This window comes from Acidovorax sp. (assembly GCF_046339755.1).
Taxonomy (GTDB): Bacteria; Pseudomonadota; Gammaproteobacteria; order Burkholderiales; family Burkholderiaceae_C; genus Acidovorax.
In genome coordinates, this window is the sequence record NZ_JBKDTZ010000143.1 from 1 (window position 1) to 26586 (window position 26586).

At 65.7% G+C, this 26586-nt stretch carries 23 protein-coding genes; 13 read left to right on the plus strand and 10 right to left on the minus strand.

Annotation, left to right across the window (positions count from 1 at the left end; all coding sequences use genetic code 11):
• The 4 genes from ACK59X_RS11565 to ACK59X_RS11580 all read right to left on the minus strand — a co-directional run.
• Positions 1–725: amino acid ABC transporter permease (locus ACK59X_RS11565; RefSeq protein WP_409957464.1), on the minus strand; the 725-nt coding region annotated here is incomplete at its 3' end.
• 111 nt (positions 726–836) lie between these two features.
• On the minus strand, positions 837–1736 hold the full coding sequence (locus tag ACK59X_RS11570) for an amino acid ABC transporter substrate-binding protein (RefSeq protein ID WP_409957465.1): 900 nt from the start codon (positions 1734–1736) through the stop codon (positions 837–839).
• A 115-nt stretch (positions 1737–1851) separates the two neighbouring features.
• Positions 1852–2745: an amino acid ABC transporter substrate-binding protein gene (locus tag ACK59X_RS11575; RefSeq protein WP_409957466.1), complete on the minus strand. Its 894-nt coding sequence runs from the start codon at positions 2743–2745 to the stop codon at positions 1852–1854.
• A gap of 205 nt (positions 2746–2950) precedes the next feature.
• On the minus strand, positions 2951–3877 hold the full coding sequence (locus tag ACK59X_RS11580) for a LysR family transcriptional regulator (protein WP_409957467.1): 927 nt from the start codon (positions 3875–3877) through the stop codon (positions 2951–2953).
• 225 nt (positions 3878–4102) lie between these two features.
• On the opposite strand from ACK59X_RS11580, the gene ACK59X_RS11585 reads away from it, so the two are divergent.
• The 6 genes from ACK59X_RS11585 to ACK59X_RS11610 all read left to right on the plus strand — a co-directional run bounded on the left by ACK59X_RS11585 (position 4103) and on the right by ACK59X_RS11610 (position 13668).
• On the plus strand, positions 4103–4666 hold the full coding sequence (locus ACK59X_RS11585; RefSeq protein ID WP_409957468.1) for a TRAP transporter small permease: 564 nt from the start codon (positions 4103–4105) through the stop codon (positions 4664–4666).
• Entirely contained in the window at positions 4663–5961 is a 1299-nt protein-coding gene (locus ACK59X_RS11590) for a TRAP transporter large permease (RefSeq protein ID WP_409957469.1), read from the plus strand. The genes ACK59X_RS11585 and ACK59X_RS11590 overlap by 4 nt, the downstream gene beginning before the upstream one ends.
• A 68-nt stretch (positions 5962–6029) precedes the next feature.
• Positions 6030–7067 carry a DctP family TRAP transporter solute-binding subunit gene (locus ACK59X_RS11595; protein WP_409957470.1) on the plus strand — a complete coding sequence of 346 codons (1038 nt, stop codon included), beginning with the start codon at positions 6030–6032 and terminating at the stop codon, positions 7065–7067.
• A gap of 538 nt (positions 7068–7605) precedes the next feature.
• Positions 7606–8904 (plus strand): efflux RND transporter periplasmic adaptor subunit, encoded by a 1299-nt coding sequence (locus ACK59X_RS11600; RefSeq protein ID WP_409957471.1) that lies wholly within the window; start codon positions 7606–7608, stop codon positions 8902–8904.
• 58 nt (positions 8905–8962) lie between these two features.
• Entirely contained in the window at positions 8963–12136 is a 3174-nt protein-coding gene (locus ACK59X_RS11605; protein ID WP_409957472.1) for an efflux RND transporter permease subunit, read from the plus strand.
• A 44-nt stretch (positions 12137–12180) separates the two neighbouring features.
• Positions 12181–13668 (plus strand): TolC family protein, encoded by a 1488-nt coding sequence (locus tag ACK59X_RS11610; RefSeq protein ID WP_409957473.1) that lies wholly within the window; start codon positions 12181–12183, stop codon positions 13666–13668.
• Positions 13669–13717: 49 nt separating this feature from the next.
• Here ACK59X_RS11610 and ACK59X_RS11615 read toward each other — a convergent pair whose 3' ends face one another.
• Positions 13718–14650, minus strand: coding sequence for a 2-hydroxyacid dehydrogenase (locus ACK59X_RS11615; protein ID WP_409957474.1), 933 nt, complete (start codon positions 14648–14650; stop codon positions 13718–13720).
• A gap of 53 nt (positions 14651–14703) precedes the next feature.
• The gene (locus ACK59X_RS11620; RefSeq protein ID WP_409957475.1) at positions 14704–16551 is read right to left on the minus strand and encodes an ABCB family ABC transporter ATP-binding protein/permease; all 1848 of its coding nucleotides are present in this window, start codon (positions 16549–16551) and stop codon (positions 14704–14706) included.
• Between the two features lie 127 nt (positions 16552–16678).
• Here ACK59X_RS11620 and ACK59X_RS11625 point away from each other — a divergent pair, with 127 nt between their 5' ends.
• Positions 16679–17116, plus strand: a complete 438-nt coding sequence (locus ACK59X_RS11625) for an acyl-CoA thioesterase (protein WP_409957476.1) — start codon at positions 16679–16681, stop codon at positions 17114–17116.
• A gap of 43 nt (positions 17117–17159) precedes the next feature.
• Here the strand turns inward: ACK59X_RS11625 and ACK59X_RS11630 are convergent, their stop codons facing one another.
• The 3 genes from ACK59X_RS11630 to ACK59X_RS11640 form a co-directional block, all read right to left on the minus strand.
• The gene (locus ACK59X_RS11630; RefSeq protein ID WP_409957477.1) at positions 17160–17741 is read right to left on the minus strand and encodes a polymer-forming cytoskeletal protein; all 582 of its coding nucleotides are present in this window, start codon (positions 17739–17741) and stop codon (positions 17160–17162) included.
• Between the two features lie 175 nt (positions 17742–17916).
• A complete protein-coding gene (locus tag ACK59X_RS11635) occupies positions 17917–18402 on the minus strand; it encodes a thioesterase family protein (RefSeq protein ID WP_409957478.1) in 486 nt (161 codons plus the stop codon).
• Positions 18403–18481: 79 nt separating this feature from the next.
• Positions 18482–19282, minus strand: a complete 801-nt coding sequence (locus tag ACK59X_RS11640; protein ID WP_409957479.1) for a crotonase/enoyl-CoA hydratase family protein — start codon at positions 19280–19282, stop codon at positions 18482–18484.
• Between the two features lie 183 nt (positions 19283–19465).
• Between ACK59X_RS11640 and ACK59X_RS11645 the strand changes: the two genes are divergently transcribed.
• The 6 genes from ACK59X_RS11645 (at position 19466) to ACK59X_RS11670 (ending at position 26233) form a co-directional block, all read left to right on the plus strand.
• Complete coding sequence (locus ACK59X_RS11645) at positions 19466–20341, plus strand: branched-chain amino acid ABC transporter permease (protein ID WP_409957480.1); 876 nt, start codon at positions 19466–19468, stop codon at positions 20339–20341.
• Positions 20342–20344: 3 nt separating this feature from the next.
• Positions 20345–21421, plus strand: a complete 1077-nt coding sequence (locus ACK59X_RS11650; RefSeq protein ID WP_409957481.1) for a branched-chain amino acid ABC transporter permease — start codon at positions 20345–20347, stop codon at positions 21419–21421.
• Entirely contained in the window at positions 21418–22257 is an 840-nt protein-coding gene (locus tag ACK59X_RS11655) for an ABC transporter ATP-binding protein (RefSeq protein ID WP_409957482.1), read from the plus strand. Before ACK59X_RS11650 ends, ACK59X_RS11655 begins: the two co-directional genes overlap by 4 nt.
• Entirely contained in the window at positions 22254–23072 is an 819-nt protein-coding gene (locus ACK59X_RS11660; protein WP_409957483.1) for an ABC transporter ATP-binding protein, read from the plus strand. The genes ACK59X_RS11655 and ACK59X_RS11660 overlap by 4 nt, the downstream gene beginning before the upstream one ends.
• Positions 23073–23085: 13 nt before the next feature.
• Positions 23086–24951: an AMP-dependent synthetase/ligase gene (locus ACK59X_RS11665; RefSeq protein ID WP_409957484.1), complete on the plus strand. Its 1866-nt coding sequence runs from the start codon at positions 23086–23088 to the stop codon at positions 24949–24951.
• A 76-nt stretch (positions 24952–25027) separates the two neighbouring features.
• On the plus strand, positions 25028–26233 hold the full coding sequence (locus ACK59X_RS11670) for an ABC transporter substrate-binding protein (protein WP_409957485.1): 1206 nt from the start codon (positions 25028–25030) through the stop codon (positions 26231–26233).
• Positions 26234–26236: 3 nt separating this feature from the next.
• Here ACK59X_RS11670 and ACK59X_RS11675 read toward each other — a convergent pair.
• On the minus strand, positions 26237–26586 hold a 350-nt coding region (locus ACK59X_RS11675), incomplete at its 5' end, for an Hpt domain-containing protein (protein ID WP_409957486.1).

The following is a 26586-nucleotide window of genomic DNA, read 5'->3' on the forward strand; positions in this document are numbered from 1 at the left end:
GTGCCGGGGACGCGGATGCGTTCCTCGATGAACAGCATCACGCGGTTCACCGCGAACGCCGAGACGAAGTACAGGCCCGTCACCGCCAGGTAGATCTCGATGCCGCGCGAGGTTTCCTCCTGCGCCTGCATGGCGAACATCGTGAGTTCGGCCACCGACACGGCAAACGCCACGGAAGAGTTCTTGAAGATGTTCATCGTCTCGCTGGTCAGCGGCGGGATGATGATGCGAAACGCCATGGGCAACAGCACGTAGCGGTAGGTCTGGAAGGTGGTGAAGCCCACCGCCATACCTGCATAGCGCTGGCCGCGAGGCAGGGTGTTGATGCCCGAACGCACCTGCTCGGCAATCCGCGCCGACGTGAAGAAGCCCAGCGCCAGCACCACCAGTGCAAAGCCGGGAAAGCCCTTCAGGACCGGAAAGAGGCTGGGCAGGACGTGGTACCACAGGAAAATCTGGACCAGCAGCGGAATATTGCGGAACAGCTCCACCCAGGCATTGCCCAGGCGCACGATCATCGGCCGGTCCTGCAAGGTACGCAGCGTGCCGATCACGGAGACCAATACGAGCGCCAGCACCAGGGCCAGCAACGAAACAGACACCGTCCAGCACCAGGCCGACAGCATCCAGTCCAAGTACGTGATGTCGCCGCCTTTGCCAAAGCAGCTTTGCACGACTTCCTTGTCCATGGTGTCCTGGCAGAACACCTGCCAATCCCAACTCATAGGATCACCCCTTTATTTGTCTTGGTATTGCATTGGGCGCAATCCTTTGCGGACCCAACAAAAAAGCCCCTTCAAACCGTGGCGGCCGAAGGGGCGCAAGCATCCCGAAGATTACTTCTTGGCGTAGTCTTCCATCGGCTTGTCGTTCGGAGCAGCCCAGGCAGCCTTGGTGGCGTCGGACATGGGCAGGCCGATCTTGGTGTTGGTTGGAGGCACGGGCTGCATGAACCACTTGTCGTACAGCTTGGCCAGCGAACCATCGGCGATCTGGCGCTTGATGCTGTCGTCCACGGCCTTCTTGAAGGCTGGGTCATCCTTGCGCAGCATGCAGGCGATAGGCTCCACCGACAGCACTTCGCCGACGATCTTGTAGTCGGCAGGGCTCTTGGACTTGGAGATGTTGGCAGCCAGGATCGAGCCATCCATCACGAAGGCGTCGGCACGGCCGGTTTCCAGCATCAGGAAGCTGTCGGCGTGGTCCTTGCCGAAGACTTCCTTGAAGTCGATGCCGCCAGCGCGCTCGTGCTTGCGCAGGGTCTGCACCGAGGTGGTGCCCGTGGTCGTGGCCACGGTCTTGCCGTTCAGGTCCTTGATGGAGGTGATGCCGGAGTTGGCCTTCACCACGGTGCGCACTTCTTCCACGTAGGTGGTCACGGCAAAGGCCACGTCCTTCTGGCGTGCGGCGTTGTTGGTGGTGGAGCCGCACTCCAGGTCCACCGTACCGTTGGTCACCAGGGGGATGCGGTTTTGCGAGGTCACGGGCTGGTACTTGGTTTCCAGCTTGGCCAGGCCCAGTTGCTTCTGGATGTCGGCCAGGATGATTTCACCCATTTCGGTGTGGAAACCGACGTACTTGCCATTGCCCACTGTATAGGACAGACCCGAAGACTCCCGAACACCCAGCGTCACGCTGCCCGAGGCCTTGATTTTGGCCAGGGTGTCGTTGGCTTGGGCGAATGCGCTGCCTGCAGCCAGAGCGGTCACGGCAACCGCGAGCAAATGCTTCTTCATTGGGATCTCCTTGTGTGTGAAGCGAAAAAAGGGGGGGGATTTTAGAGATTTACCCGGCCGGATGTACGGGCGGGCAAAAAACCAAAAAGGGAAACCACGCAACCAGCGATATTAGTCAGAACGGGACCTGGTCGGTAGGGTATTTCCAGAAGTCCCGCAACAGGTAACTGACCGGGAGGTTCAGAACCGTGTTGCTGGGGGGAATCGGTTTGGCGAACCACTTCTCATAAATGGGATAGATATCCCGGCTGTTGATGAGGCGGCGCATCTCCTCGTCCACCAGCTTCTTGAATTCGGGATCGTTCTTGGGCAGCATGATGGCCAGCGGCTCGGTGGTCATGAACCGGCCCACCACCTTGAGCGCCTTGGGGTCCGGCCGGCCCGCGGCCAGCCCGTACAGCAGCACGTCGTCCATCACGAAGGCATCGGCCTCGCCCTTCTCCACCATCTCCACGGCCTTGGCATGGTCGGGCGCCTCCAGGATGGTGATGCCCATCAGGCGCTCGCGATTGGCCTGGTCGGCCGCCTTGAGCGGCGTCGTGCCCTTGGTGGACACCAGCTTTTTGCCGTTGAGGTCTTCCACCTTGTCGATGGTGCTGCCCGATTTCACGAGCAGGCGGGCGCCGGTGATGAAATGCGGCACCGTGAAGGCCACCTTCTGGCGCCGCTCGGCATTGTTGGTGGTGGAACCGCATTCCATGTCGGCCTTGCCCTGCTCGATCACGGCAATGCGGTTGGCCGGCGTGACGGCCAGGAACTCGACCTGCATGTCCTTCTTGCCGGTCTTCTTCCTGACCACCTCGGCCAGGCGCAGGCACAGGTCCACGGCATAACCGACCGGCTTGCCGCTCTGGGTGTCGATGTAGGAAAACGGCACCGAAGACTCACGGTGCGCAATTACCAGCTTGCCACCGCCGCTGACGCGCTCGAGCACCCCTTGTGCGGACGCCGCGGATGCGCAGCACAGGGCCGCAAAGCCCCATGCCAATCCCCAATGCAGAACTTTCATGCGGTGTCTCGATAAATAGGAAGTGGAATCAGAATTGCAATCTTCGTGCCACCTCGGGCCCAAGAAGAGACTACATCGCTATCGCTGATCCAGCAATGGGGCCGACTGTACGTGTCGTTACCATGAAACTCCAATGCCGTTTGCGCGGACAACTATGCAAACTGTTTATATCCGTATTTACCCTAGGCATGAAAAACCCTGAGACTCATGCGGCCTGCGCCTGCAAGTAGGTCCACAGCGCCTGGGCCGTGCCCTTGGGCGCTTCCTTGCCCGAAGGCTTTTCGCGGTAGGCCCGCACGTCCATGGTCAGCTGCAGGCCTTCCGCATCCGAAGGAGCGGCACTGACCAGCCTGCGCGTGCGCAACTCCTTCTTGACCGCGCTGTGGGGGAGGAAGGCGACTCCATGCCCTTCGAGCGCCATGGCCTTGAGACCCTCGGCCATGTCGGTCTCGTACACCCGGTCCAGGTGGATGGGTGTGCCCGACTCCTTGAGGATCAGCTCCGTCACCCGCCCCAGGTAGGCGCCGGGCGCGTAACCCAGGTAGGGCAGGGGCTGGCCCACGCGGCCCGGCAGCCGGAACAGGGGCTGGCCATCGGCGTCGGCCTTGGAGTACGGTGACAGCACTTCCTGGCCCAGGCTCACCATCTCATAGCGATCAGCGTCGAGCTGGAAAGGCTGCGAGGGGTGGTGGTAGGCGATGAGCAGGTCGCAGCCACCCTCCACCAGGCGCATCACGGCATCGTGCACGTTCAGGGCGATCAATCGGCTCTTGAAGGGACCGAACTTGTCGTGCAGGCTCGACACCCAGGCCGGGAAAAAAGTGAACGCCAGGGTGTGCGGCACCGCGAACTCGATCATGTCCTTGCCCGCACTGGTGTGCGCACGCAACATGGCCCGGGTGTTCTGCAGCGATTGCAGCATCTCCAGCGCCTGGTCGTACAGGGTCTTGCCGGCCGGGGTCAGGCGCGTGGGATAGGAGCTGCGATCCACCAGATCGGTGCCGGCCCAGGCCTCCAGCGCCTGGATGCGCCGCGAGAAGGCAGGCTGCGTCACATGCCGCAACTGGGCAGACCGGCTGAAGCTGCGCGTTTCCGCAAGACTGACGAAATCCTCAAGCCATTTGGTTTCCATAGGAAAGCATTATCGGCGCGGCCCCTGCAGCACGCCCGCCGCCTCATGGAAAGCCTGTACAAGGGTTTATCCATAGCGCACCATTGGTGTGCACACATAGCAACGCACCGCATAATAGGGAAAGCTGCGTCCAAAGCGCGCTGCCGCGTCACGGCCCCGGGTGCACAACACCGGCGGGCAGAGCGACCGGACCCGTCCCGTTTGTTCTCCTGTACCGCCGCTCCGATGTCCTCCACCCCTCCCCAAGGGCCGGTGACCGACGCCTCCGTGCCCGTCGCCGCCCCTGACTCCGACGAACCCCGCTCCCTGCGCATCGAGGACTGGCTCACCGTCATCGTGATGGCAGCTCTGGCCCTGATCACCTTCGCCAACGTGCTGGTGCGCTATTTCACCAGTTCCTCCTTCGCCTGGACGGAGGAGATCTCCGTCTTCCTGATGATCGTGCTGGCGCTGGTGGCAGGTTCGGCCGCCGTGTCGCGCGACCGGCACATCCGCATCGAGTACTACGCCGAAGGCGGCTCGGCCGCCCGCCGCAAGCGCCTGGCGCAACTGGGTGCCGTGGCCGTGGCCTTGCTGTTCGGACTCATCGCCGTGCTCAGCGTGCGCGTGGTCTGGGACGACTACCGCTTTGGCGAAACCTCGCCCGGCATCGGCGTGCCGCAATGGTGGTATTCCATCTGGCTGCCCATCATCTCGGCGCTGATCGCCGCCCGGGCCGTCGGCCTGCTGTTGCGCCGCAGCCGTGAACCGGCCCAGGCGGACAACACCGCCAAGGATGCCCAGCGATGATTGCCACGCTGCTGTTCGTGGCCTTTCTGGGCCTGATGTTCGTGGGCGTGCCCATCGGCGCCGCCCTCGGCTTGGCTGGCGCTGCCGCCATCGCGCTGGCCAATGCCGACAGCCAGTGGTTCGGCCTCCTGGCCGTGCCGCAGAACTTCTATGCTGGGCTGGGCAAGTACCCGCTGCTGGCGATTCCGATGTTCGTGCTGGTCGGCTCCATCTTCGACCGCTCGGGCGTGGCGCTGCGGCTGGTGAACTTCGCCGTGGCCATTGTCGGGCGCGGCCCGGGCATGCTGCCGCTGGTGGCGATTGCCGTGGCCATGTTCCTGGGCGGCATCTCGGGCTCGGGCCCGGCCAACGCCGCGGCCGTGGGCGGCGTGATGATCGCGGCCATGTCGCGCGCGGGCTACCCGCCCTCGTTCTCGGCCAGCGTGGTGGGCGCGGCTGCAGCCACCGACATCCTGATACCGCCCTCGGTGGCCTTCATCATCTACTCGGTGCTGGTGCCCGGGGCCTCGGTGCCGGCGCTGTTCGCTGCCGGCATGATCCCCGGCATCCTGGCCGGCATTGCGCTGATCGTGCCTGCCGTGTGGATGGCCCGCAGGCACAAGATGGGCGCGCTCGAATCCACCATGCCGCGCCCGCCGTTCTGGAAGAGCCTGCGCGAAGCCCTGTGGGGCCTGGCCGCACCGGTGCTGATCCTGGGCGGCATGCGCGCCGGCTGGTTCACCCCCACCGAGGCGGCCGTGGTGGCCGTGTTCTACGGCCTGTTCGTTGGCATGGTGATTCACCGCACGATCAAGGTGCGCGATCTGTTCCCCATCCTGCGCGAATCGGGCGAGCTCTCGGCCGTGATCCTGATCGTGGTGTCGCTCGCGGGCATCTTTGCCTATTCGCTGTCCACCCTGGGCGTGATCGACCCGGTGGCCAAGGCCATCGTGAACTCGGGCCTGGGCGAATACGGCGTGCTGGCCCTGCTGATCGTGCTGCTGATCACCGTGGGCATGTTCCTCGACGGCATCTCCATCTTCCTGATCTTCGTGCCGCTGCTCCTGCCCATCATGCAGCACTACCAGTGGGACCCGGTCTGGTTCGGCGTGATCCTGACGCTCAAGGTGGCGCTGGGCCAGTTCACCCCGCCGCTGGCCGTGAACCTCATGGTCTCGTGCCGCATTGCCGGCGTGCGCATGGAATCGACCGTGCGCTGGGTCGGCTGGATGCTGTTCGCCATGTTCCTCGTGATGGTGCTGGTGATCGCCTTCCCGCCGCTGGCGCTGTGGCTGCCGGCACGCCTCGGTTACTGATGGGTAGTAACAACCACTACACCGATTTGTCTTTGAAACGCCAAAATTGATCCCAGGAGACTGACAACATGAAACTGCGCACCTTCCTCACGTCCGCCGTGGCCGCCGCCGCGGCACTGGCCTTCACCGCCCCGGACGCACTCGCCCAGACCGCCTACAAGAGCGAATACCGCATGTCCCTAGTGCTGGGCACCGCCTTCCCCTGGGGCAAGGGCGGCGAGCTGTGGGCCAACAAGGTGCGCGAGCGCACGCAGGGCCGCATCAACATCAAGCTCTACCCCGGCGTCTCATTGATCCAGGGCGACCAGACACGCGAGTTCTCGGCGCTGCGCCAGGGCGTGATCGACATGGCCGTGGGCTCCACCATCAACTGGTCGCCCCAGGTCAAGCAGCTCAACCTGTTCTCCCTGCCCTTCCTGATGCCCGACTATGCCGCCGTGGACGCTCTGACCCAGGGCGAGGTGGGCAAGAGCATCTTTGCCACGCTGGACAAGGCCGGCGTGGTGCCGCTCGCCTGGGGCGAGAACGGCTACCGCGAGATCTCCAACTCCAAGAAGGCCATCAAGACGCCCGAGGACTTGAAGGGCCTGAAGATCCGCGTGGTGGGCTCGCCCCTGTTCCTTGACACCTTCACTGCCTTGGGTGCCAACCCCACTCAGATGAGCTGGGCCGACGCCCAGCCCGCCATGGCCAGCGGTGCCGTGGACGGCCAGGAGAACCCGATTGCCGTCTACATGGCGGCCAAGCTGCACACCGTGGCGCAGAAGCACGTGACCATGTGGGGCTATATCAATGACCCGCTGATCTTCGTGGTCAACAAGGACATCTGGAACTCCTGGACGCCGGCCGACCGCGAGATCGTCAAGCAGGCCGCCATCGACGCCGGCAAGGAAGAGATCGCCATCGCGCGCAAAGGCATGGTCGAGGCCGACAAGCCCCTGCTCAAGGACATCGCCGCCAATGGCGTGACCGTGACCCAACTGTCCCCCGCCGAGCGCGAAGCGTTTGTGAAGGCCACGCGCCCTGTGTTCGAGAAGTGGAAGGGCCAGATCGGTGCCGACCTGGTGAACCAGGCCGAAAAGGCGATTGCCGCGCGCAAGCAATAAGCAAATCAGCGCATAAGCACATGCTGGCAACCGATAAGACTCTGTTTGCGCTCTCCCAGGGGTCGCGCAGCGGACTTGGCGGGCGGGGTGCAAGGCGCGGTGCGCAGTTGATATCTCGGCTATCAACAAGCGCCGCAACGCCGCAGACCGCCCGCCAAGGCCACTGCCCGAAGGGTTGGGCCGAAATCGGGCGATTGGACGCCCCGGCTGCTTGCATGGGCATGGGCCCATGCGGCACATCCGAAGCATCCACCCATCCCGATTGCGCCCCAACGCGATCCCCTGCGAGATCATAAGCAGGTTGTCAGGGCGGCCAGCGCGTGGACCCGCTGCCGCACAATCCGAGGCGCTCCCCGTGACAAGGGTGCGCCTTTTTCGTGGGCAAGGGGTGCTGGCCCGATGCTTGCAAGCGCCGCTGCGGTGCAGGGAATGTGCGTCCGCCTGACAAAGTCCCGCCAGCAGGCTCCGGTTTTGCCAACTTTATCGAGCGTTCACATATGCGCCCCACAATGCCTCCAACTCTGACTCACCGTCTCCCATGCCGTTCCTTCTGAATGCCGTCCGTCCGGCTGCCACGGGCTCGCTGACGCCGGCCGCCTCCTTCGCCCGCCCTGCCCGCCCCCTGCCCCGGCCGAGCCCGGCATGGGTGCGAACCTGCCTGGCGGTCCTGTGCATCGGCGGCCTGGTGGCCTGCTCCGGCAAGGACCAGCCCCCCCAGGCCGGTGCGGGCGGCAAGCCCGCGGGCGAGCCGACGGTGGGCGTGGTGGTGCTGGCCACCGAAAGCCAGACGCTGAGCACGGAGCTGCCGGGCCGCACGGCGGCGTTCCAGAACGCCGATATCCGCCCGCAGGTCAACGGCATCATCCAGAAGCGGCTGTTCACCGAGGGCGCACTGGTCAAGGCCGGCCAGCCGCTGTACCAGGTGGACCCGGCCACCTACGAGGCCGCCCAGGCCAGCGCGCAGGCCGCGCTCGCCAAGGCCCAGGCCACGGCCCGGACCGCCCAGGTCAATGCCAAGCGCAACGCCGAGCTGGTGGAAATCGACGCCATCAGCCGCCAGGTCTTCGACGAAAGCCAGGCGGCAGTACAGCAGACCCAGGCCGACGTGGGCGTGGCGCAGGCCGCGCTGGATGCGGCGCGCATCAATATGCGCTCCACGCGCAGCCTGGCGCCCAGGTCCGGGCGCATCGGGCTGTCGAGCGTCACCGCCGGTGCCCTGGTCACGGCGAACCAGGCCACGGCACTGGCCACCATCCAGCAGCTCGACCCGATCCAGGTGGACATCACGCAATCCAGCTCGGACCTGCTGCAGTTGCGCAGACAGTGGCAAGAGGGCAAGTTCACGCGCGTGGATTCCAACCAGGCCAAGGTGAAGCTCATTCTGGAAGACGGGTCCACCTACGAAAAGGAAGGCACCTTGCAGTTCACCGGCACCGCCGTGAACCCGACGTCGGGTGCGATCACCCTGCGGGCGACCTTCCCCAACCCTGATCACTTCCTGATGCCCGGCATGTACGTGCGCTCCCAGCTGGCCACCAGCGTCGCACCGCAGGCGCTGCTCCTGCCCCAGGAGGCCGTGATCCGCAACCCCGCCGGCGAGCCCAGCGTGCAGGTGGTGGGCGAGGACAACAAGCTCACCAAGCGCCCGGTGGAACTCGGCCAGGCCGTGGGCAACCGCTGGCTGGTGATCTCGGGCGTCAAGGCCGGGGAAAAGGTGATGGTGGACGGCTTCCAGAAAGCCCGCGTGGGCCAGACGGTCAAGCCCACGGTGGTCAAGCCACGCGACAAGACCGCACCCGCGGCGGCCACGGCCTCTTCGGCCGCAGCCAGTTCCTGAGGCGCGATGCGCGCACCGCCCCGCCCGACCTGCGACCCCACCACCCCTACGCTGATCCATGGCCCAGTTCTTCATCAACCGCCCGGTCTTCGCCTGGGTGCTGTCCATCGTCATCATGCTGGCGGGTGCGATGTCCATCTTCACGCTGCCGCTGGAGCAGTACCCTGACATCGCGCCACCGCGCGTGACCATCAACACCACCTACACGGGTGCCTCGGCGGGCACGGTCGACAACTCGGTGACCCAGGTGATAGAGCAGCAGCTCAAGGGCATCGACAGCCTGCTGTACATGGGATCGACCAGCGACTCGGCCGGCCGCTCGCGCACCACCCTGACCTTCGCCCCCGGCGCCAACATCGACGTGGCCCAGGTGCAGGTGCAGAACAAGCTGCAGGCGGCCATGAACCGCCTGCCCGAGGCCGTCAAGAGCCGCGGCGTGTTCGTGAACAAGGGCGGCCAGGACTTCCTGGTGACCTATGTGTTCACCTCGCCCGACCCGACCGTGACCCAGGTGGCCATTGGTGACTACATCTCCAGCAACGTGGTGGACGTTATCGCCCGACTGGACGGCGTGGGCGACGTGACCGTGTTCGGCACCTCCTATGCCATGCGCATCTGGATCGACCCGGCGAAGATGGAGAAGTTCGCGCTCATGCCGTCGGACCTGATCACCGCGCTCAATGCCCAGAACGCCCAGGTCTCGGCCGGCCAGCTCGGCCAGCAGCCCGCACCGGCAGGACAGATGCTCAACGCCACGATCACTGCACGCACCAAGCTGCAGACGGTGGAGGAGTTCGAGCGCATCGTCCTGAAGTCCGGCACCGATGGCTCGGTGGTAACAATGGCCGACGTGGCACGCGTGGCGCTGGAGGCGGACAACCTTACGGTCAAGTCGCGCCTGAACGGGCAACCGGGCGCCGGTATCGGCATCGTGCTGGCCGACGGTGCCAACGCAATGGACGTGGCCGACGCCGTGGCGCGCAAGATGAAGGAGCTCGAGCCCTTCTTCCCGGACGGCATCAACGGCGTTGTCAGCTCCGACTCCACGCCCTTTGTGCGCGCCTCCATCGAGGAAGTGGTCAAGACGCTGGCCGAGGCCATGCTGCTTGTGGTGATCGTGATGTTCATCTTCCTGCAGAACTTCCGCGCGACGATGATCCCGGCGATTGCCGTGCCGGTGGTGCTGCTGGGCACCTTCGGCGTGCTCTCGGCCCTGGGCTACTCGATCAACATGCTGACCATGTTCGCCATGGTGCTGGCCATCGGCCTGCTGGTGGACGATGCCATCGTGGTGGTGGAGAACGTGGAGCGCGTGATGAGCGAGGAAGGCCTGCCGCCCAAGGAGGCCACGCGCAAGTCGATGAAGGAAATCACGCCCGCGCTGGTGGGCATCGGCCTCACGCTGTCGGCGGTGTTCATCCCCATGGCGTTCTTCACCGGATCGACCGGCGTGATCTACCGCCAGTTCTCGATCACCATCGTCTCGGCCATGGCGCTGTCGGTGTTCGTGGCGCTGACGCTCACGCCGGCATTGTGCGCAACCCTGCTCAAGCCCATCGAGAAGGGTCACCACGCGGCGCACGACGGCCCGCCGCGGCGCGGCCTGCTGGGCCTGAGCGACCGCTTCTTCGCCTGGTTCAACCGCAGCTTCGACAGCACGGCCAACCGCTACCAGCGCGCCGTGGGCGGGCTGCTCAGGCGCAGCCTGCGCATGGTGGTCATCTACCTGGTGATCCTGCTCGCCGTGGCCTTCCTGTTCAAGAAGTTGCCAACGTCCTTCCTGCCCAATGAGGACCAGGGCTTCGTCTCGGCGACCATCACGCTGCCCTCGGGTGCCACCGACGAACGCCTGGGTGTGGTTCTCGATGAGAGCAAGGACTACTTCCTGGCCAAGCCCGAAGTGTTGCGCGTGAACTCGATTGCCGGCAACAACGGCAACCAGAACTCGGGCAACATGTTCATCCGGCTCAAGCCCTGGGCGGAGCGTCCGCTGCGCAGCCAGTCCGCCGAGATCATCGCGAGCCAGGCCACCAAGGACCTTGCCAAGATCCGCGATGCCCGCATCTTCGTGACCCTGCCGCCCGCCGTGCGCGGCCTGGGGTCGAGCGCGGGCATCAACTTCATGATCAAGGACCTCAACGGGCTGGGGCAGGAAGCTCTCGTCGCCGCCAAGGACCAGCTGATCGAACTGACCCGCCAGAACCCGATCCTCACCAATGTGCGAACCACCAACTTTGACAACACCTCGGAGCTCAAGGTCACCATCGACGACCGCAAGGCCGCCGCCCAGGGGTTGACCACCGCGGACATCAACGGCGTGCTCTCCAGCGCCATGGGCGGCACCTACGTGAACGACTTCGTGCACCAGGGCCGCGTCAAGCGCGTGTATGTGCAGGGCGATGCGCCCTACCGCATGCTGCCGCAGGACATCGGCCACTGGAGCGTGCGCAACCGCAACGGCGAAATGGTGCCCTTCTCGACCTTTGCCACCACGTCGTGGACCAATGGCCCGCCGCAACTCATGCGCTACAACGGCAGCCCTGCACTTGAAATGCAGGCCGAAACGGCGCCCGGCGCGAGCTCGGGCGACGCCATGGTGGCCATCGAGGAAATCATGAAGAAGCTGCCGCCCGGCATCGGCATGGAGTGGACGGGCGCATCGCTGCAGGAGCGCCGCTCGGGCTCGCAGGCCCCCTTGCTCTACGCCGTCTCCATCCTCTTCGTGTTCCTGTGCCTGGCGGCCCTGTACGAAAGCTGGAGCGTGCCCTTCTCGGTGATGCTGGCCGTGCCACTGGGCGTGATCGGCGCCCTGCTGGCCACCTACACGCGCGGCATGACCAACGACGTGTACTTCCAGGTGGGGCTGCTCACTACCGTGGGGCTGGCGTCCAAGAACGCCATCCTGATCGTGGAGTTCGCGGTACAGCTGCAGGAACAGGGCAAGAACCTGTACGACGCCACGGTGGAGGCCGTGCGCATGCGCCTGCGGCCCATCCTCATGACCTCGCTGGCCTTCGGCTTCGGCGTGCTGCCCCTGGCCATCGGCACGGGCGCGGGTGCGGGCGGCCGCCAGGCCATCGGCACGGGCGTGCTGGGCGGCATGGTGGCGTCCACCGTCCTCGGGCTGTTCTTCGTACCCGTGTTCTTCCTGCTGGTGCGTTCGTGGTTCAGCGCGCGCAAGAAGCCGGCCCCGCACCAGCCTGCGGGCGAGGTGGCGGAGGCCCAGGCATGACGACGCCCTGCACGCCCTCTTCGCGCCCGGTTGCCCCTTTTCGCATGCCCAAAGCGCTTTTGACACCCCTGTGCGCCCTGCTGATTCTGGCAGGCTGCACCAACCTGGCCCCCAGCTACGAGCGCCCCGCTGCGCCTGTGCCCGCGGCGCTGGACAATGCCGCCACCCAGCCGGGCGCTGGCGCGGCCGCCTACGTCCCGCTGGGCTGGGATGCCGTGGTGCAGTCCGGGCAGTTGCGCGAGGTCATCACCCTGGCGCTGCAGAACAACCGCGACCTGCGCTCCGCGGCCCTGGCCATCGAGCGCGCCCAGGCCCAGTACGGCGTGAGCCGTGCCGATCGCCTGCCCAGCGTGAACGGCACGGCCCAGGGCAACCGCACCCGCACTGCCGCGGACCTGACCACCGCCGGGCGCTCGCAGATCAGCGAGCAGTACAGCGCGCAACTGGGCATCACGAGCTACGAGCTCGACTTCTTCGGCCGCGTGCGCAACCTCAACGAGGCCGCACTGCAGGAGGTGCTGCGCACCACCGACAGCCAGCGCAGCGTGCAGCTGAGCCTGGTGGCCGAGGTCACCAGCGCCTGGCTCAACCTGGCCGCCGACCAGGCGCGCCTGGAGCTGGCCAGGGAAACCCTGCGCTCGCGCGAGGCCTCGTATTCCCTGACTGAGCGCACGCACCGCCTGGGTGGCACCTCGGGCCTGGTGCTGGCGCAGAACCAGACCACGGTGGACAGCGCACGCGCCGACGTCGCCGCCTTCACCAGCCAGGTGGCGCGCGACCGCAATGCGCTGCAATTGCTGGTGGGCTCGCCCGTACCGGCGGCCCTGCTGCCCGTGGTGCAACCCGTGCCCCCGGTGCCGGCCGCGGCCCAGGTACCAGACGAACGGCGCAGCGAGCGTGTGACCCAGGCCGCAGCACCTGCGCCCATGCTGCGTGAAAATGCCCTGCAGCTCCTGGCCGTGCCTGCACAGATCCCCTCGAGCGTGCTGCTGGCACGCCCCGACGTGATGGCGGCCGAGCGCAGCCTGCAGGCCACCTACGCCAATATCGGCGCGGCACGCGCGGCCTTCTTCCCCAGCATCTCGCTCACGGCCAGCGTGGGCACGGCGAGCACGGAGCTCTCGGGCCTGTTCGGCAGCGGCAACCTGCTGTGGAGCTTCGTGCCGCAGATCCGCCTGCCGATCTTCGATGGCGGCCGCAACCAGGCCAACCTGGAGGTGGCCCAGGCCAATCAGCGCATTGCGCTCACGCAGTACGAAAAGGTCATCCAGACCGCGTTCCGCGAGGCCGCCGACGCCCTGGCCGAGCGCGCCACGCTGACGGACCGCATCACGGCGCAGACCTCGCTGCTGGCCGCCACCGAACGGGTCTATGCCCTGTCGGAAGCGCGCTTCAAGGCCGGTGCCGACAACTACCTCACGGTGCTGGACGCGCAGCGCACGCTGTATGCGGCGCAGCAGACCCTGCTGAGCCTGCAGCTGGCCGAGCAGACCAACCGCATCACCTTGTACAAGGTACTCGGCGGGGGCTGAGCCCCCGGCGACATGGTTATTACCGGGCGGGGGCTGAGCCCCCAGACCATCACACGGGCGATACCGGCGCCTCGCCCGCCAGGTGCCGGCGCGCGTTCTCGACGAAGCGGTCCACCGAGGCCTGCACGGCTTCGGGCGACCAGCCGCCCACGTGGGGAGTGAGCACCACCGTGTCCAGGTCTTGCAGTTCTGCCGGAGGCGCGGGCTCGCTCTCGTAGACGTCCAGACCCGCGCCCGCCACGCGCCCCTCGCGCAAAGCGCTGGCCAGCGCGGCAGTGTCGATCACGGTGCCGCGCGCAATGTTGACCACATAGCCGCGCGGCCCCAGCGCGTCGAGCACCTGGGCATTGACCAGGTGCTGGGTGCCCGGGCCGCCGGGCGTGGCCACCACCAGGAAATCGGCCCACTCGGCCAGCGACTTCACATCGCCGAAGTAGCGGTAGGGCACGTCCGTGCGCTCGCTGCGGTTGTGGTAGCCCACCTGCAGGTCGAAACCCAGCGCGCGCTGGGCGATCTTCTTGCCGATGGTGCCCAGGCCGACGATGCCGATGCGCTTGTGCGAAACATTCGGTGGCAGCGGCAGTGACGTGCGCCACACGCCTGCACGGGTGGCAGCATCCAGCTTGGGAATGCCGCGCACGGCGGCGATCAGCAGGCCGACGGCATGGTCGGCCACGCAGTCGTCGTTGGTGCCGGCGCCATTGGCCACCACGATGCCGCGCGCCTTGGCATGCGCCACCGCGATGTTCTCGTAGCCCGCGCCCAGCGCGCAGACCAGGGTGAGGGCTGGCAGCGCATCGATCTGCGCGGCGGTGAGGCCCACCGAGCCGATGGTGAGCACCACGCGCACGCGACTGCCGTGCTCGGCGATGGCGGCCTGGTGCTGCGGGGCATCGGGCGCATACACCAGATCGAAGGTTTCCGACAATTGGGCGCAGTGCTCTTCCGACAGGAAAGACAGGGCAAGCAGGACAGGTTTCATGGCAGTGGAATCAAAGGGAAATCAAAAGCGGTTCCGATGAATGGAGGCCGGCTTCATGCCGCGCCATCGCTTTGCTGCAGCGCCCACATGCTGGCGTAGCGCCCGCGCTGGGCAAGCAACTCGGCATGCGTGCCGCGTTCGACGATGCGGCCGGCGTCCATGACCAGGATCTCGTGCGCATCGACCACCGTGGACAGCCGGTGCGCGATCAGCAGCGTGGTCTTGTTCTGGGCGGCGCTCTGCAGCTCGGACTGGATGGCGCGCTCGTTGGCCGAGTCGAGCGCCGAGGTGGCCTCGTCGAAGATCAGGATGGGCGGGTTCTTGAGCAGGGTGCGGGCAATCGCCACGCGCTGCTTTTCGCCGCCCGAGAGCTTGAGCCCGCGCTCACCCACCATGGCCCCGTAGCCGGCAGGTGTGCTGGCGATGAAGTCATGGATGCGCGCCGAGCGGGCGGCAGCCTCCACCTCGGCCTGGCTGGCGCCGGTGCGGCCATAGGCGATGTTGTAGGCGATGGTGTCGTTGAAGAGCACGGTGTCCTGCGGCACGATGCCGATCGCCTGGCGCACGCTGGCCCGCGTGACCGCGCGGATCTCCTGCCCGGCGATGGTGATGCGCCCCTGCTGGATGTCGTAGAAGCGGTAGAGCAGCCGCGCCAGGGTGGACTTGCCCGAACCCGAGGGCCCGACCACGGCCACCGTCTTGCCCGCCGGGATCTCGAAGCTCACACCCTGCAGGATGGGCCGGCCGTTGGGAACGCCCTCGGCACTGCGCGAGGCATCGTAGGCAAAGTGCACGCTCTCGAAGCGCACGGTGGGCCGGTCCAGGCCCGTGAGCGGCTGGGCTCCGGGGGCATCGGCCACCTCGCGCTCCTTGTCCATCAGCACGAACATCTTGTCCAGGTCGGTCAGGCTTTGCTTGATCTCGCGGTAGATCACGCCCAGAAAGTTGAGCGGTATGTACAGCTGGATCATGAAGGCGTTGACCATGACCAGGTCGCCCAATGTCATGCGGCCATCGACTACCCCTTGCGTGGCGCGCCAGAGCATGGCCACCAGGCCGATGGCGATGATCAGCTGCTGGCCGGCGTTGAGCATGGACAGCGTGGTCTGGCTCTTGAGGCGCGCGCGGCGCAGCCGCTCCAGGCTCTCATCGTAGCGCTGCGCCTCGAAGCCTTCGTTGTTGAAGTACTTGACGGTCTCGTAGTTGAGCAGCGAATCCACGGCCTTGGTGTGCGCGGCCGAGTCGAACTCGTTGGCCTCGCGCCGGAACTGGGTGCGCCATTCGGTCACCAGTACCGTGAACAGGATGTAGACACCCAGGGCCGCCAGCGTGATCCAGGCAAACCAGGCATCGAACTTGACGGCCAGCACGGTGAGCACCAGCACCACCTCGACCAGGGTGGCGACCACGTTGAACAGGGTGAAGGAGATCAGCGACTCGATGCCGCGCACGCCGCGCTCGATGTCGCGCGTCATGCCGCCGGTCTGGCGCTCCAGGTGGAAGCGCAGGCTCAACGCGTGCAGGTGCTCGAAGGTCTGCAGCGCGATGGAACGCGCCGCACCCTGTGTGGCCTTGGCGAACACCAGTTCGCGCAGCTCACTGAAGATGGAGGTGGACAGGCGCAGCGCGCCATAGGCCAGCAGCAGCCCCACGGGCACCACAAGCAGGGCCGCAGGCTCGCCCAGCTTGACGTCCATGGCATCGACCAGGGTCTTGAGCAGCACGGGCACGCCCACGTTGGCCATTTTGGCGCCCACCATGAAGACGATGGCCGCGACCACGCGCCATTTGTACTGCCACAGGTAGGGCAGCAGGCGGCCGATGGTGGCCCAGTCGGAAGGAGGGGGGGCAGCGGCCAAAGCCGGTGCCTGGGCGGGGTGGGGTTCGCCGACAGGGCGCATGGGGGACAATTCCGGTTGTTGTTTTTACCGACCCGGCTGGCGCCTGTGTGGTTGTTACCGGGGCCGGCCCCGGAGTCCACCCGTGGTGTCCCCCGCATCCGCGCCAGCCCCAACCGAGATTGTGCCCATGTCCGAGAATTTCAGCCCACCCGCCGCCCAATTGCCCACCGACAAGGAACTGGTGCTCAAGGTGATCCCCATGCCCGCGGACACCAATGGCAATGGCGACATCTTCGGCGGCTGGGTCATGGCGCAGGTCGATCTGGCCGGCTCCGTGCTGCCGGCACGCTACATGCAGGGCCGCATGGCCACCGTGGCGGTCAATGAGTTCATCTTCAAGCAGCCGGTGCGTGTGGGCGACATCCTGTCGTTCTTCTCGTCGATCACACGCGTGGGCAACACCTCGGTCACCGTGCAGGTGGAGGTGTATGCCGAGCGCTTTGCCGACCAGGGGCGCTACGTCAAGGTGACCGAAGCGCGCCTGACCTATGTGGCCATCGATGACGAAGGCCGTCCACGACCGGTTCCGCGCCCTGCGGGTGAGCGCGCAAAGCCCGGGGCATGAGCCGGGCTCCTTGACGGACCTGCTTGTCCTGGCCTGCGGGCGATCAGGCAGCCACCGCCATTGCCGAGGGCTCGGCGCGCACGGGTTGCGCGGTGCTGCGCAAGGCAGACGACGAATGGCCCGAGCCGATGCCCGATTCGATCTCGCCAGCCAACTGGCCGCCCTCTTCCACCACCAGCTTGCCGTAGCGGATCTTGCCGTTGACCTTGCCGCTGCTGTAGATAACGAGCTTCTGGCGCACGGTGAGCGTGCCATTGAACTCGCCATGGATTTCGGCAATATCGATCTCGGCCGAGCCGCGGAAGGCTCCGTGCTCGGAAATCTGGATCACGCGCGAGTCCATGGTGGCCTCCACCGTGCCCTCGACCACCAGCGTGTCGCAATCGGTGATCTCCACGCCCTTGAGCTTGATGTTGGGCCCCACCGTGAGCTTGCTGCCCGTGGAATCCGCGGCCGCCGAAGGTTTGGCCAGGGCCGGGCTGACCGGCGCCGACGAGGGAGCGGTGGTGGCGGCGGCGGAAGAACTGGTCAGCGGGCTGTTCAGGCCGGTGGAGCTGGAAGGACTGTGGCGGGGCTGAAACGACTCGGGTTCACGCTTGCCAAAGAAGGGGTTTTGCACGGCCATCGGTACTCCTTGAAAAGAGCTTTCATCGTAGGAGTGCACCTACGCGACGGATGCGTGCATTGCGCAAGAACCGTAACCAAACGGTTCACCCGTAGCATGCGCTTGCAATGTTTGCGGGCACTCACATCCAGTGAGTTACATATTTCAAAGGGATGCCTTCTGTCTCGGCCTCGGGTCAGGACACGATGTAGGCCGCCGCCCCCGCGGACATGATCTCTCCGTTCGGCCCCTTGAACTCCATGCGTGTGGTGGCCACGCGCGAGCCCAGGCGCAGCACCTCGGCATGCAGCGTGAAGTGGCTGCCGATGCCGGGGCGCAGGTAGTCGATGCGCAGATCGATGGTACCGAGCTTGGCAAAGCGGTGCAGGCGCTGCTCGGGCGCTTCGTCCATGTGGCGCCCGCCGATGGCCGCCATCACGGCCAGGCCGCCCATGGCATCGAGCCCGGCGCTGATCACGCCGCCATGCACCCGGTTGTAGGCATAGTGGCCCACCAGCTCGGGCTTCATGTCGATGCGCCCTTCCACCCGCTCGGGGTGCAGGCCGGTGATCTTCAGGCCCAGCACCTGGTTGAAGACGATCTTTTCCTCGAAGATGGATTTCAGGCCGGCCACGAATTCGGGCTCGAATTCCTGCGGCACTGCGGTGCTGGTCTTGCTCATGGTGTTCCTGTGCGGTGTCTCCGTGCGCTCTTCAATGGATAGCAGGCCATGCCACCACGGAAAGCGTTCCCGGTCATTTTCAATCAAAACTTTCCGTGCCGCCCTGGCCCGCGGTGAAGCGCGCTGCGCCCTGGAGCGCTTCGGCCAGGCAGGCGCGTCCGCCCTGCCATTCCTGCAGTAGCGCATCGGCCAATGGCAGGCCCTCCTGGGCGATGGCGCTGGCCCGGTCCGCACGCAATGTGGCCTGCGGAAACGCGGCGATTTCATGCGCCAGTGCCAGGGCAGCCGCCAGCGCCTGGCCGGATGGCACCACGCGGTTGCACAGGCCCATCTGCAGGGCTTCCTGCGCCTCCACCTTGCGGCCCGTGAGGATCAGGTCCAGCGCGCGCGACAGACCCACCAGGCGCGGCAGCCGCACCGTGCCGCCGTCGATCAGCGGCACGCCGAAGCGCCGGCAGTACACGCCGAAGTAGGCGTCCTCTTCCATGACGCGCAGGTCGCACCACAGGGCCAGCTCCATGCCGCCGGCCACGGCGGCACCGGTGACAGCCGCCACCACGGGTTTGGACAGCTGCAGCCGGCTCGGGCCCATGGGACCGGCAGGGTCCGGTGTAGCGGCCGCATAGTCGAGCGCCTCGGCCAAGGCCTCGGGCGACGTGCCCTCGGCCTGCAGCCGCGCGCCCGACTGCAGATCCCAGCCCGCGCAGAAGTGGCCGCCCGCGCCATGGAACACGGCCACGTCGGCCGTGCCGTCACGCTCGAACGCGAGAAAGGCCGCATGCAGCGCACGCGCCGTGGCGGCATCGACCGCGTTGCGCACTTGCGGCCGGCGCAGTGTCACCAGCGTGACACGGCCTTGCTTGTCTACCTCGATGGACATGGACTCCTCCACGCGCCGCATAGGACGCAACCCTTATTGCGCGCCCCTTGGCAAAGGGACAACATGCGCGGTGCCTTGGCGGTGCCCGCACTCAGGGTTAGCCCCGAGTGCAGCAGGGGCTGCGCGCAGGCACCATTATTTATGCAAAGCAATTGCTTTGTATAAATATTCCGGAGGGCCAGTGTGCAATTTGTGCAACTGTTGATCAGCGGAGTCGCCCAGGGGTGCATCTACGGCCTGATCGCGCTCGGCTTCGTGCTCATCTACAAGGCCACGGAAACCGTGAGCTTCGCCCAGGGCGAACTCATGATGCTGGGCGCCTTCTGCGGCCTGGCGCTGATGACGGTGCTCGGCTTTCCCTTCTGGGTGGCGGTGCTGGCCAGCATCGCGGCCATGGGCCTGTTCGGCACCGTGCTCGAACGCGTGGTGATCCGCCCCATCCTGGGACAACCCGCTTTCTCCATCGTCATGCTCACCATCGGCATCGGCTATGTGCTACGCGGCCTGGTGACCATGATCCCCGCCATCGGCACCGAAACGCACACCCTGCCCGTGCCCTACAAGGACCTGGCGTTCAAGCTCGGCGCGCTGGTGCTCAACGCCGAGCAACTGGCCGTGATCGCGGCCACCGGCGTGCTGTGCGCGCTGCTGTTCGCGCTGTTCCGCTACAGCAAGCTGGGCATTGCGATGCAGGCCTCGTCGCAGAACCAGTTGGCGGCCTACTACCTGGGCATTCCCGTGCAGCGCCTGAACGGCCTGGCCTGGGGCCTGGCCGCCGCCGTGGCGGCCGTGGCCGGGCTGCTGCTGGCGCCCATCACCTTCGTGCACGCCAATATGGGGCTGATCGGGCTCAAGGCCTTTCCGGCCGCCGTGGTGGGCGGCTTCGGCAGCTTGCCGGGCGCCATCGTGGGCGGCCTGGTGATCGGCATCGTGGAATCGTTCTCGGGCTTTTACCTGCCCGACGGATTCAAGGACACCGCGGCCTACATCGTGGTGCTCATCATGCTGATGGTGCGGCCCAACGGCCTGTTCGGCGAGAAACTCAGAAAGAAAGTCTGACCCATGCGCTTTCTTTTCAAGACCTCCTACGAGCAGGATCTGCGGCTGGCCAAGCACGGCGGGCATGTGTTCTGGTACGGGCTGCTGGGCCTGGCCCTGGTGGTAGCGCCCTGGGTGGCACCCGAGTACTGGCTGGCGCAGCTGACCTTCGTGCTCATCTACGCCATCGTCGGCCTGGGGCTGATGCTGCTGGCGGGCTTCACGGGGCTGTTCTCGCTCGGGCATGCGGCCTTCCTGGGCGTCGGGGCCTACACGCAGGCGGTGCTCACGGGCATGGGCTGGCCGTTCGCGCTGTCGCTGGCCTGCGCGGCGGGCCTGTCCGCCGCGGTGGGGGTGATCGTGGGCCTGCCGGCGCTGCGCGTGAAGGGCATCTACCTGGGCATGGCCACCTTGTCGTTCGGCTTCATCGTCGAGGAAGTGTTCGCGCGCTGGGAATCGGTCACGGGCGGCAACTCGGGCAAGCACCTGGTGCCACCCGAGATCTGGGGTTTCAAGTTCGAATCCACCGAATCGTTCTACTTCCTGTGCTTGGGTGTTGCCGTGGTCAGCACCCTGGCCATCCTGAACCTGCTGCGCTCGCCCACGGGCCGGGCCTTCGTGGCCATCCGCGATTCGGAAATCTCGGCGCAGAGCATGGGCATCCACCTGGCGCGCTACAAGACGCTGTCGTTCTCGCTCTCGGCCGCGCTGGCCGGCATCGGCGGCGCGCTGTATGCACACAAGCTGCAGTTCATCTCGCCCGACCAGTTCAACATCCTGCAGTCCATCGACCTCTTGCTCATGATCGTGATCGGCGGGCTGGGTTCGGTGCACGGGGCCTTCCTGGGCGCGATCTTCCTGATCTCCATGCCGCAGCTCATCTCGCTGGGCAAGGACTGGCTTCCCGCCACCATCGGCCAGGCGCCCGGGCTGCAGGCCGTGGTCTATGGCGCCGTGCTGATCCTGTTCGTGCTGTTCGAACCCATGGGCCTGTACGGTCGCTGGCTCAAGGTGCGCACCTGGCTGCAGTTGTTCCCGTTCTACCGCAAGGGCCTGTTCAAGCGGCAGAAGTCCTTTCAGAAATCGGACAGGCTGAAATGACTGACGACATCCTGCTCAGCGCCCAGAACCTCAGCGTGCGCTTCGGCGGCGTGCTGGCGGTGAACAACGTGGGCTTCGAGGTACGCCGCGGCGAGGTGTTCACCCTGATCGGCCCCAACGGTGCGGGCAAGACAACGGTGTTCAACCTCATCAGCCGCATCTACACCCCCACCACCGGCACCATCGCCTACGCTGGGCCAAACGGCATGCTGCCGCTGACCGACCAGCCGCCGCACAAGGTGGCGGGCCTGGGCATTGCGCGCACCTTCCAGAACATCGAGCTGTTCGAACACGCCAGCGTGCTGCACAACCTCTTGATCGGCCGCCACACGCGGCGCGAGACCGGGCTGTGGGCCGACATGCTGTTCACCCGCCGCGTGCGCGATGCCGAGGTGCGGGCGCGCGAGAAGGCCGAGGAGATCATCGACTTCCTGGACCTGCAGCACTACCGCGACACGCTGGTGGCCGGCCTGCCCTACGGCGTGCGCAAGGTGGTGGAGCTGGCCCGGGCGCTGTGCACCGAACCGCGCCTGCTGCTGCTGGACGAGCCCTCCTCGGGCCTCAACGTGGAGGAGACCGACGACATGGCCTTCTGGATCCAGGACATCCAGCACGAACTGGGCATCACCGTGCTGATGGTGGAGCACGACATGTCGCTGGTGTCCAAGGTGTCCGACCGCGTGCTGGCCATGAACCAGGGCGAGGTGGTGGCCATGGGCACGCCGCGCGAGGTGCAATCGCACCCCGGCGTGATCGAGGCCTATCTGGGCACCATCGACGACGTGAGCAACCTGCGCCGCCCGGCGGGCAGCGCACCGGCAAGGGTGGCACGATGACCGTCATTCCGTTTCCCGGACAACCTGGCACTGGCACCGCAGAGGACACGCCGCTGCTGCGCCTGCAGAACGTGGAAAGCGCCTATGGCCCCATCAAGGCCATCCGCGGCGTGAGCCTGCAGGTGCAGCGTGGCGAGATCGCGGCCGTGCTGGGCAGCAATGGCGCGGGCAAGACCACCATCCTCAAGACCATCTCGGGCATCATCGACCCGCGCCGCGGCTCCATCGAGTTCCAGGGTGCCAACATCACGGCCAACGACCCGGCTGCCATCGTGCGCCGGGGCCTGGTGCACGTGCCCGAGGGGCGCGAGGTGTTCGCGCTGCTCTCGGTGCGCGCCAACCTGCTCATGGGAGCCTACACGCGCAGCGATGCCGATGCCGTGGCACGCGACCTGGAGGCGGTGTACGGCTACTTCCCCCTCCTCAAGGAGCGCGCGGCGCAGGACGCGGGCCTGCTCTCGGGCGGTCAGCAGCAGATGCTGGCGATCTCGCGCGCGCTCATGGCCGCCCCCGAGCTGATTCTGCTCGACGAGCCCAGCCTGGGCCTGTCGCCCAAGCTCACCAAGGAGATCTTCGAGATCGTGGTGCGCATCAACCGCGAGCGCGGCACCACGATGCTGCTGGTGGAACAGAACGCCAACATGGCGCTGAACGCGGCCGACTACGGTTATGTGCTCGAGAACGGCCGCATCGTGATGGAGGACACCTGCGAACGCCTGCGTGACAAGGAGGACATCAAGGAGTTCTACCTGGGCATGCAGGAAGCCGGTGCCCGCGGTGAACGGCGCTGGAAAAAGAAGAAGACCTGGCGATGAAGGAGCACTTCGCATGAGCGGCTTGTGGGAACTGGCCCACTACGAGACCGGCACGGGCGTCATGACGCCTGGCAACACCGTCCCGGAAATCTTCCTGAACGCCGTCAAGGCCCGGGGTGATCAGGTCTGGATGCGCGAGAAAAAGCTCGGCATCTGGCGCGAATGGACATGGCGCCGTGTCGGCGAGCAGGTGCGCGAGGTCTCGATGGGCCTGGCTGCGCTGGGTTTTGAACCCGGCCACTGCGCATCGGTACTGGCCAATACCATGGTCGAATGGGTGGTGGCTGACCTCGGCACCCTGTGTGCGGGTGGTGTCACCAACGGCATCTACCCGACGGACAGCCAAGGCCAGGTCGAATACCTGTGCACCGACTCCGAGACCCGCATCATCTTTGTCGAAGATGATGAACAGCTCGACAAGGTGCTGTCCGTGCGCGAGCGACTGCCGCTGCTGCAGTGGATTGTGGTGTTTGACACCGAAGGGCTGCAGGGCCTGAAGGACCCCCAGGTCATCAGCCTGGAAGCCCTGCGTGAGAAAGGCCGGGCCCACGACAAGGCACACCCTGGGCTCTTCGAGGAACGCAGCCGCTGCCGCACGCCGGAAGACCTGGCGGTGCTGGTCTATACCTCCGGCACCACCGGCAAGCCCAAGGGTGCGATGCACCTGCACAAGGGGCTGGTGTTTGCGATGCAGCGCAGCGCAGCGTCTCTGCCGCAATCGGGCGTCGACGAGCGCATGTGCTTCCTGCCGCTGTGCCACATCTTCGAGCGCATGGCCGGTGCGTATGTGTCGCTGTATGCGGGGTCTCGGCTGAACTTTGTCGAAAACCCCGACACCGTGGCAGAGAACATCCGCGAGATCTCGCCGACGGTGTTTGCCGCGGTGCCCCGCGTCTGGGAGAAGTTCTACTCGGGCGTGATCATCGGCGTCCGTGAATCCACCCGGCTGCAGCAGCTGATCTACGCCTGGTCCATCGGCGTGGGTGGGCAGGTGGTCGACGCCGTGCTGGCCGGGCAGTCGGTGCCGGGGCTGCTGAAGCTGAAGTTCAGGCTGGCGCGCTTTCTGGTGCTGGACAACGTGCGCAAGCTGATCGGCATCCACCGCGCGAGGCTTGTCATCACCGCCGCTGCGCCCATCTCGCCCGACCTCATCCGCTGGTACCTGTCGCTGGGCATCCCGATGCTGGAAGCCTGGGGCATGACGGAAACCTGCGCGCTCGGCTCGCTGAACCGGCCCAACGCCATGCGCCTGGGCACCATTGGCACGCCGGTGGAAGGCCTTGAGATGCGCATCGACCCCGCCACGGGCGAGATCCTCGCGCGTGGGCAGAGCATCTTTGCGGGTTACCTGAACCTGCCCGAAAAGACCGCGGAGACCATCGACGCTGACGGCTGGCTGCACACGGGCGACGTCGGGCTTGTAGAAGAACAGGGCTACTTCCGCATCACCGACCGGATGAAGGACATCATCATCACGGCCGGCGGCAAGAACATCACGCCCAGCGAGTTCGAGAACGAATTGAAGTTCTCGCCCTACGTGTCAGATGCCGTGGTCATCGGCGACAAGCGCCCCTACCTCACCGCGCTGATCATGATCGACCAGGAAAACGTCGAGAAGTTTGCGCAGGACAACGATATCCCGTTCTCCAACTTCACCAGCCTGACCCGTGCCCGTGAGGTGCAGGATTTGATCCAGCTCGAGATTGACCGCGTGAACGCCAAGTTTGCGCGTGTCGAGCAGGTCAAGGCCTTCCGCTTGCTGGAAACGCAACTGACGGCTGAAGACGAGGAACTCACGGCCACGATGAAGCTCAAGCGCAATCTGGTGCAGAAGAAATACGCTGCCCTGATCGAAGGCATGTACAAGGGTTCTGCCTGATGCCGCGTGTGGCGCTGCGGCGTTAACCAGCCAAGACCCACTGTCCCTGAATCCTGTCCCACAAGGAGATTGACCGATGAAACTGAAATCCATCATCGCGGCCTGCATGGTCGTGGCTGGCGTTGCCGGCGTCGCGAGTACCGCGCACGCCAACCAAGGTGTCAGCAAGAACGAGATCGTCCTGGGCTCCATCCAGGACCTGTCAGGTCCGATCGCCGGTTTCGGCAAGCAGGTGCGACTGGGCATGCTGCTGCGCGTGGACGAGATCAACGAACAAGGCGGCATCAACGGCCGCAAGCTCCGCCTGATCGTTGAAGACTCGGCCTACGCCCCGCAGAAGGCCGTGCTGGCCGCGCAGAAGCTGGTCAACCAGGACAAGATCTTCGCGATGGTCGGCCACATCGGCACGGCACAGAACATGGCCGCCATGCCGGTGCAGTTCGAGAAGAACGTGATCAACTTCTACCCGGTCACGGCAGCCCGCGAAATGTACGAGCCCTTCCACCGGCTGAAGTACAGCTTTGCGGCCACCTACTACGACCAGATGCTGGTCGCAGCCCCGAAGCTGTACAAGGAAAAGAACGCCAAGAAGGCCTGCACGATGTACCAGGACGATGAATTCGGCCTGGAAGTGGTGCGTGGTGCCGAAGCCGGCCTGAAGTCCATCGGCGTGGAAATTGCCGAGAAGACGAGCTACAAGCGCGGGGCCACCGATTTCTCCAGCCAGGTGGCGCGCATGAAGGCGGCCAACTGCGACTTCGTCGTGCTGGGCACCATCATCCGCGAAACCATCGGCGCCATCGCCGAGAGCCGCAAGACGCAGTTCAGCCCCACCTTCCTGGGCTCCAGCGCCGCCTACACCGACCTGATCCACAAGCTGGGTGGCCGCGCGATGGACGGTTTCTACGCCACCCACACCGTGGCAAACCCCTACCTGGACGCCAACTCCCAGCAAGTCGCGTTCTGGGCCAACAAATACAAGACCAAGTTCAACGAAGACCCGACGGTGTTCTCGGTGTATGGCTACACCATCATCGACCACTTCATCCTGGGTGCATCGAAGGCTGGCCAAAACCTGACCACCGACAGCTTCATCAAGGCGATGGACAGCATGACCTTCCCGACCGACATAGTCGGTTCGGCGCAGTCCAGCTTCGGCCCGACCAAGTGCCTGGGCCGCAACGCCTCGCGCCGGGCGAGGCTGAAGGATGCCCGGGGGGGGGTGCAGTCGGAGTATGTGTCGCCGCCAGCCGCGGCTGCCGCACCGGCCGCCAAGAAGTAATGCTCAGGCCGCCGGCGGCCAGCGCCCGGCGGCTTTTGTCAACGCCGAACAAGCGTCCACCAGGCCCGCCGCGCGCTGCAACTCTGCACAGAGTTCGGCCTGGCGGGCTTCTTGCGATGCCGTTGGAAACCCCATCATGGCCAGCACGGTCTTCATGCTGTGGGCCAGGCGACGGGCTTCGGCCCAATCGTCAGCCTTCGCCAAAGGGCTGCCGCTCAAGGCCATCGCCAAGGCTGACAACTCAGCCAACTCGCGCCGCATCAGCGGCCCCGAGAAAGCCCGCATCTGTTCGAAGAGCGGTGCCTGGCCTTCAAAGTAGCGTGCCACGGCATCAGCTGCCGCGGCATCAGAGC

Bases quoted from the DNA above. Each gene is read 5' to 3' on its own strand.
- ACK59X_RS11610 (WP_409957473.1), top strand. From the start codon at position 12,181: ATGCCCAAAGCGCTTTTGACACCCCTGTGCGCCCTGCTGATTCTGGCA.
- ACK59X_RS11665 (WP_409957484.1), top strand. From the start codon at position 23,086: ATGAGCGGCTTGTGGGAACTGGCCCACTACGAGACCGGCACGGGCGTC.
- ACK59X_RS11590 (WP_409957469.1), top strand. From the start codon at position 4,663: ATGATTGCCACGCTGCTGTTCGTGGCCTTTCTGGGCCTGATGTTCGTG.
- ACK59X_RS11570 (WP_409957465.1), bottom strand. From the start codon at position 1,736: ATGAAGAAGCATTTGCTCGCGGTTGCCGTGACCGCTCTGGCTGCAGGC.
- ACK59X_RS11630 (WP_409957477.1), bottom strand. From the start codon at position 17,741: ATGGCCGTGCAAAACCCCTTCTTTGGCAAGCGTGAACCCGAGTCGTTT.
- ACK59X_RS11655 (WP_409957482.1), top strand. From the start codon at position 21,418: ATGACTGACGACATCCTGCTCAGCGCCCAGAACCTCAGCGTGCGCTTC.
- ACK59X_RS11580 (WP_409957467.1), bottom strand. From the start codon at position 3,877: ATGGAAACCAAATGGCTTGAGGATTTCGTCAGTCTTGCGGAAACGCGC.
- ACK59X_RS11585 (WP_409957468.1), top strand. From the start codon at position 4,103: ATGTCCTCCACCCCTCCCCAAGGGCCGGTGACCGACGCCTCCGTGCCC.
- ACK59X_RS11635 (WP_409957478.1), bottom strand. From the start codon at position 18,402: ATGAGCAAGACCAGCACCGCAGTGCCGCAGGAATTCGAGCCCGAATTC.
- ACK59X_RS11595 (WP_409957470.1), top strand. From the start codon at position 6,030: ATGAAACTGCGCACCTTCCTCACGTCCGCCGTGGCCGCCGCCGCGGCA.
- ACK59X_RS11640 (WP_409957479.1), bottom strand. From the start codon at position 19,282: ATGTCCATCGAGGTAGACAAGCAAGGCCGTGTCACGCTGGTGACACTG.
- ACK59X_RS11575 (WP_409957466.1), bottom strand. From the start codon at position 2,745: ATGAAAGTTCTGCATTGGGGATTGGCATGGGGCTTTGCGGCCCTGTGC.
- ACK59X_RS11660 (WP_409957483.1), top strand. From the start codon at position 22,254: ATGACCGTCATTCCGTTTCCCGGACAACCTGGCACTGGCACCGCAGAG.
- ACK59X_RS11650 (WP_409957481.1), top strand. From the start codon at position 20,345: ATGCGCTTTCTTTTCAAGACCTCCTACGAGCAGGATCTGCGGCTGGCC.
- ACK59X_RS11615 (WP_409957474.1), bottom strand. From the start codon at position 14,650: ATGAAACCTGTCCTGCTTGCCCTGTCTTTCCTGTCGGAAGAGCACTGC.
- ACK59X_RS11620 (WP_409957475.1), bottom strand. From the start codon at position 16,551: ATGCGCCCTGTCGGCGAACCCCACCCCGCCCAGGCACCGGCTTTGGCC.
- ACK59X_RS11670 (WP_409957485.1), top strand. From the start codon at position 25,028: ATGAAACTGAAATCCATCATCGCGGCCTGCATGGTCGTGGCTGGCGTT.
- ACK59X_RS11605 (WP_409957472.1), top strand. From the start codon at position 8,963: ATGGCCCAGTTCTTCATCAACCGCCCGGTCTTCGCCTGGGTGCTGTCC.
- ACK59X_RS11625 (WP_409957476.1), top strand. From the start codon at position 16,679: ATGTCCGAGAATTTCAGCCCACCCGCCGCCCAATTGCCCACCGACAAG.
- ACK59X_RS11600 (WP_409957471.1), top strand. From the start codon at position 7,606: ATGCCGTTCCTTCTGAATGCCGTCCGTCCGGCTGCCACGGGCTCGCTG.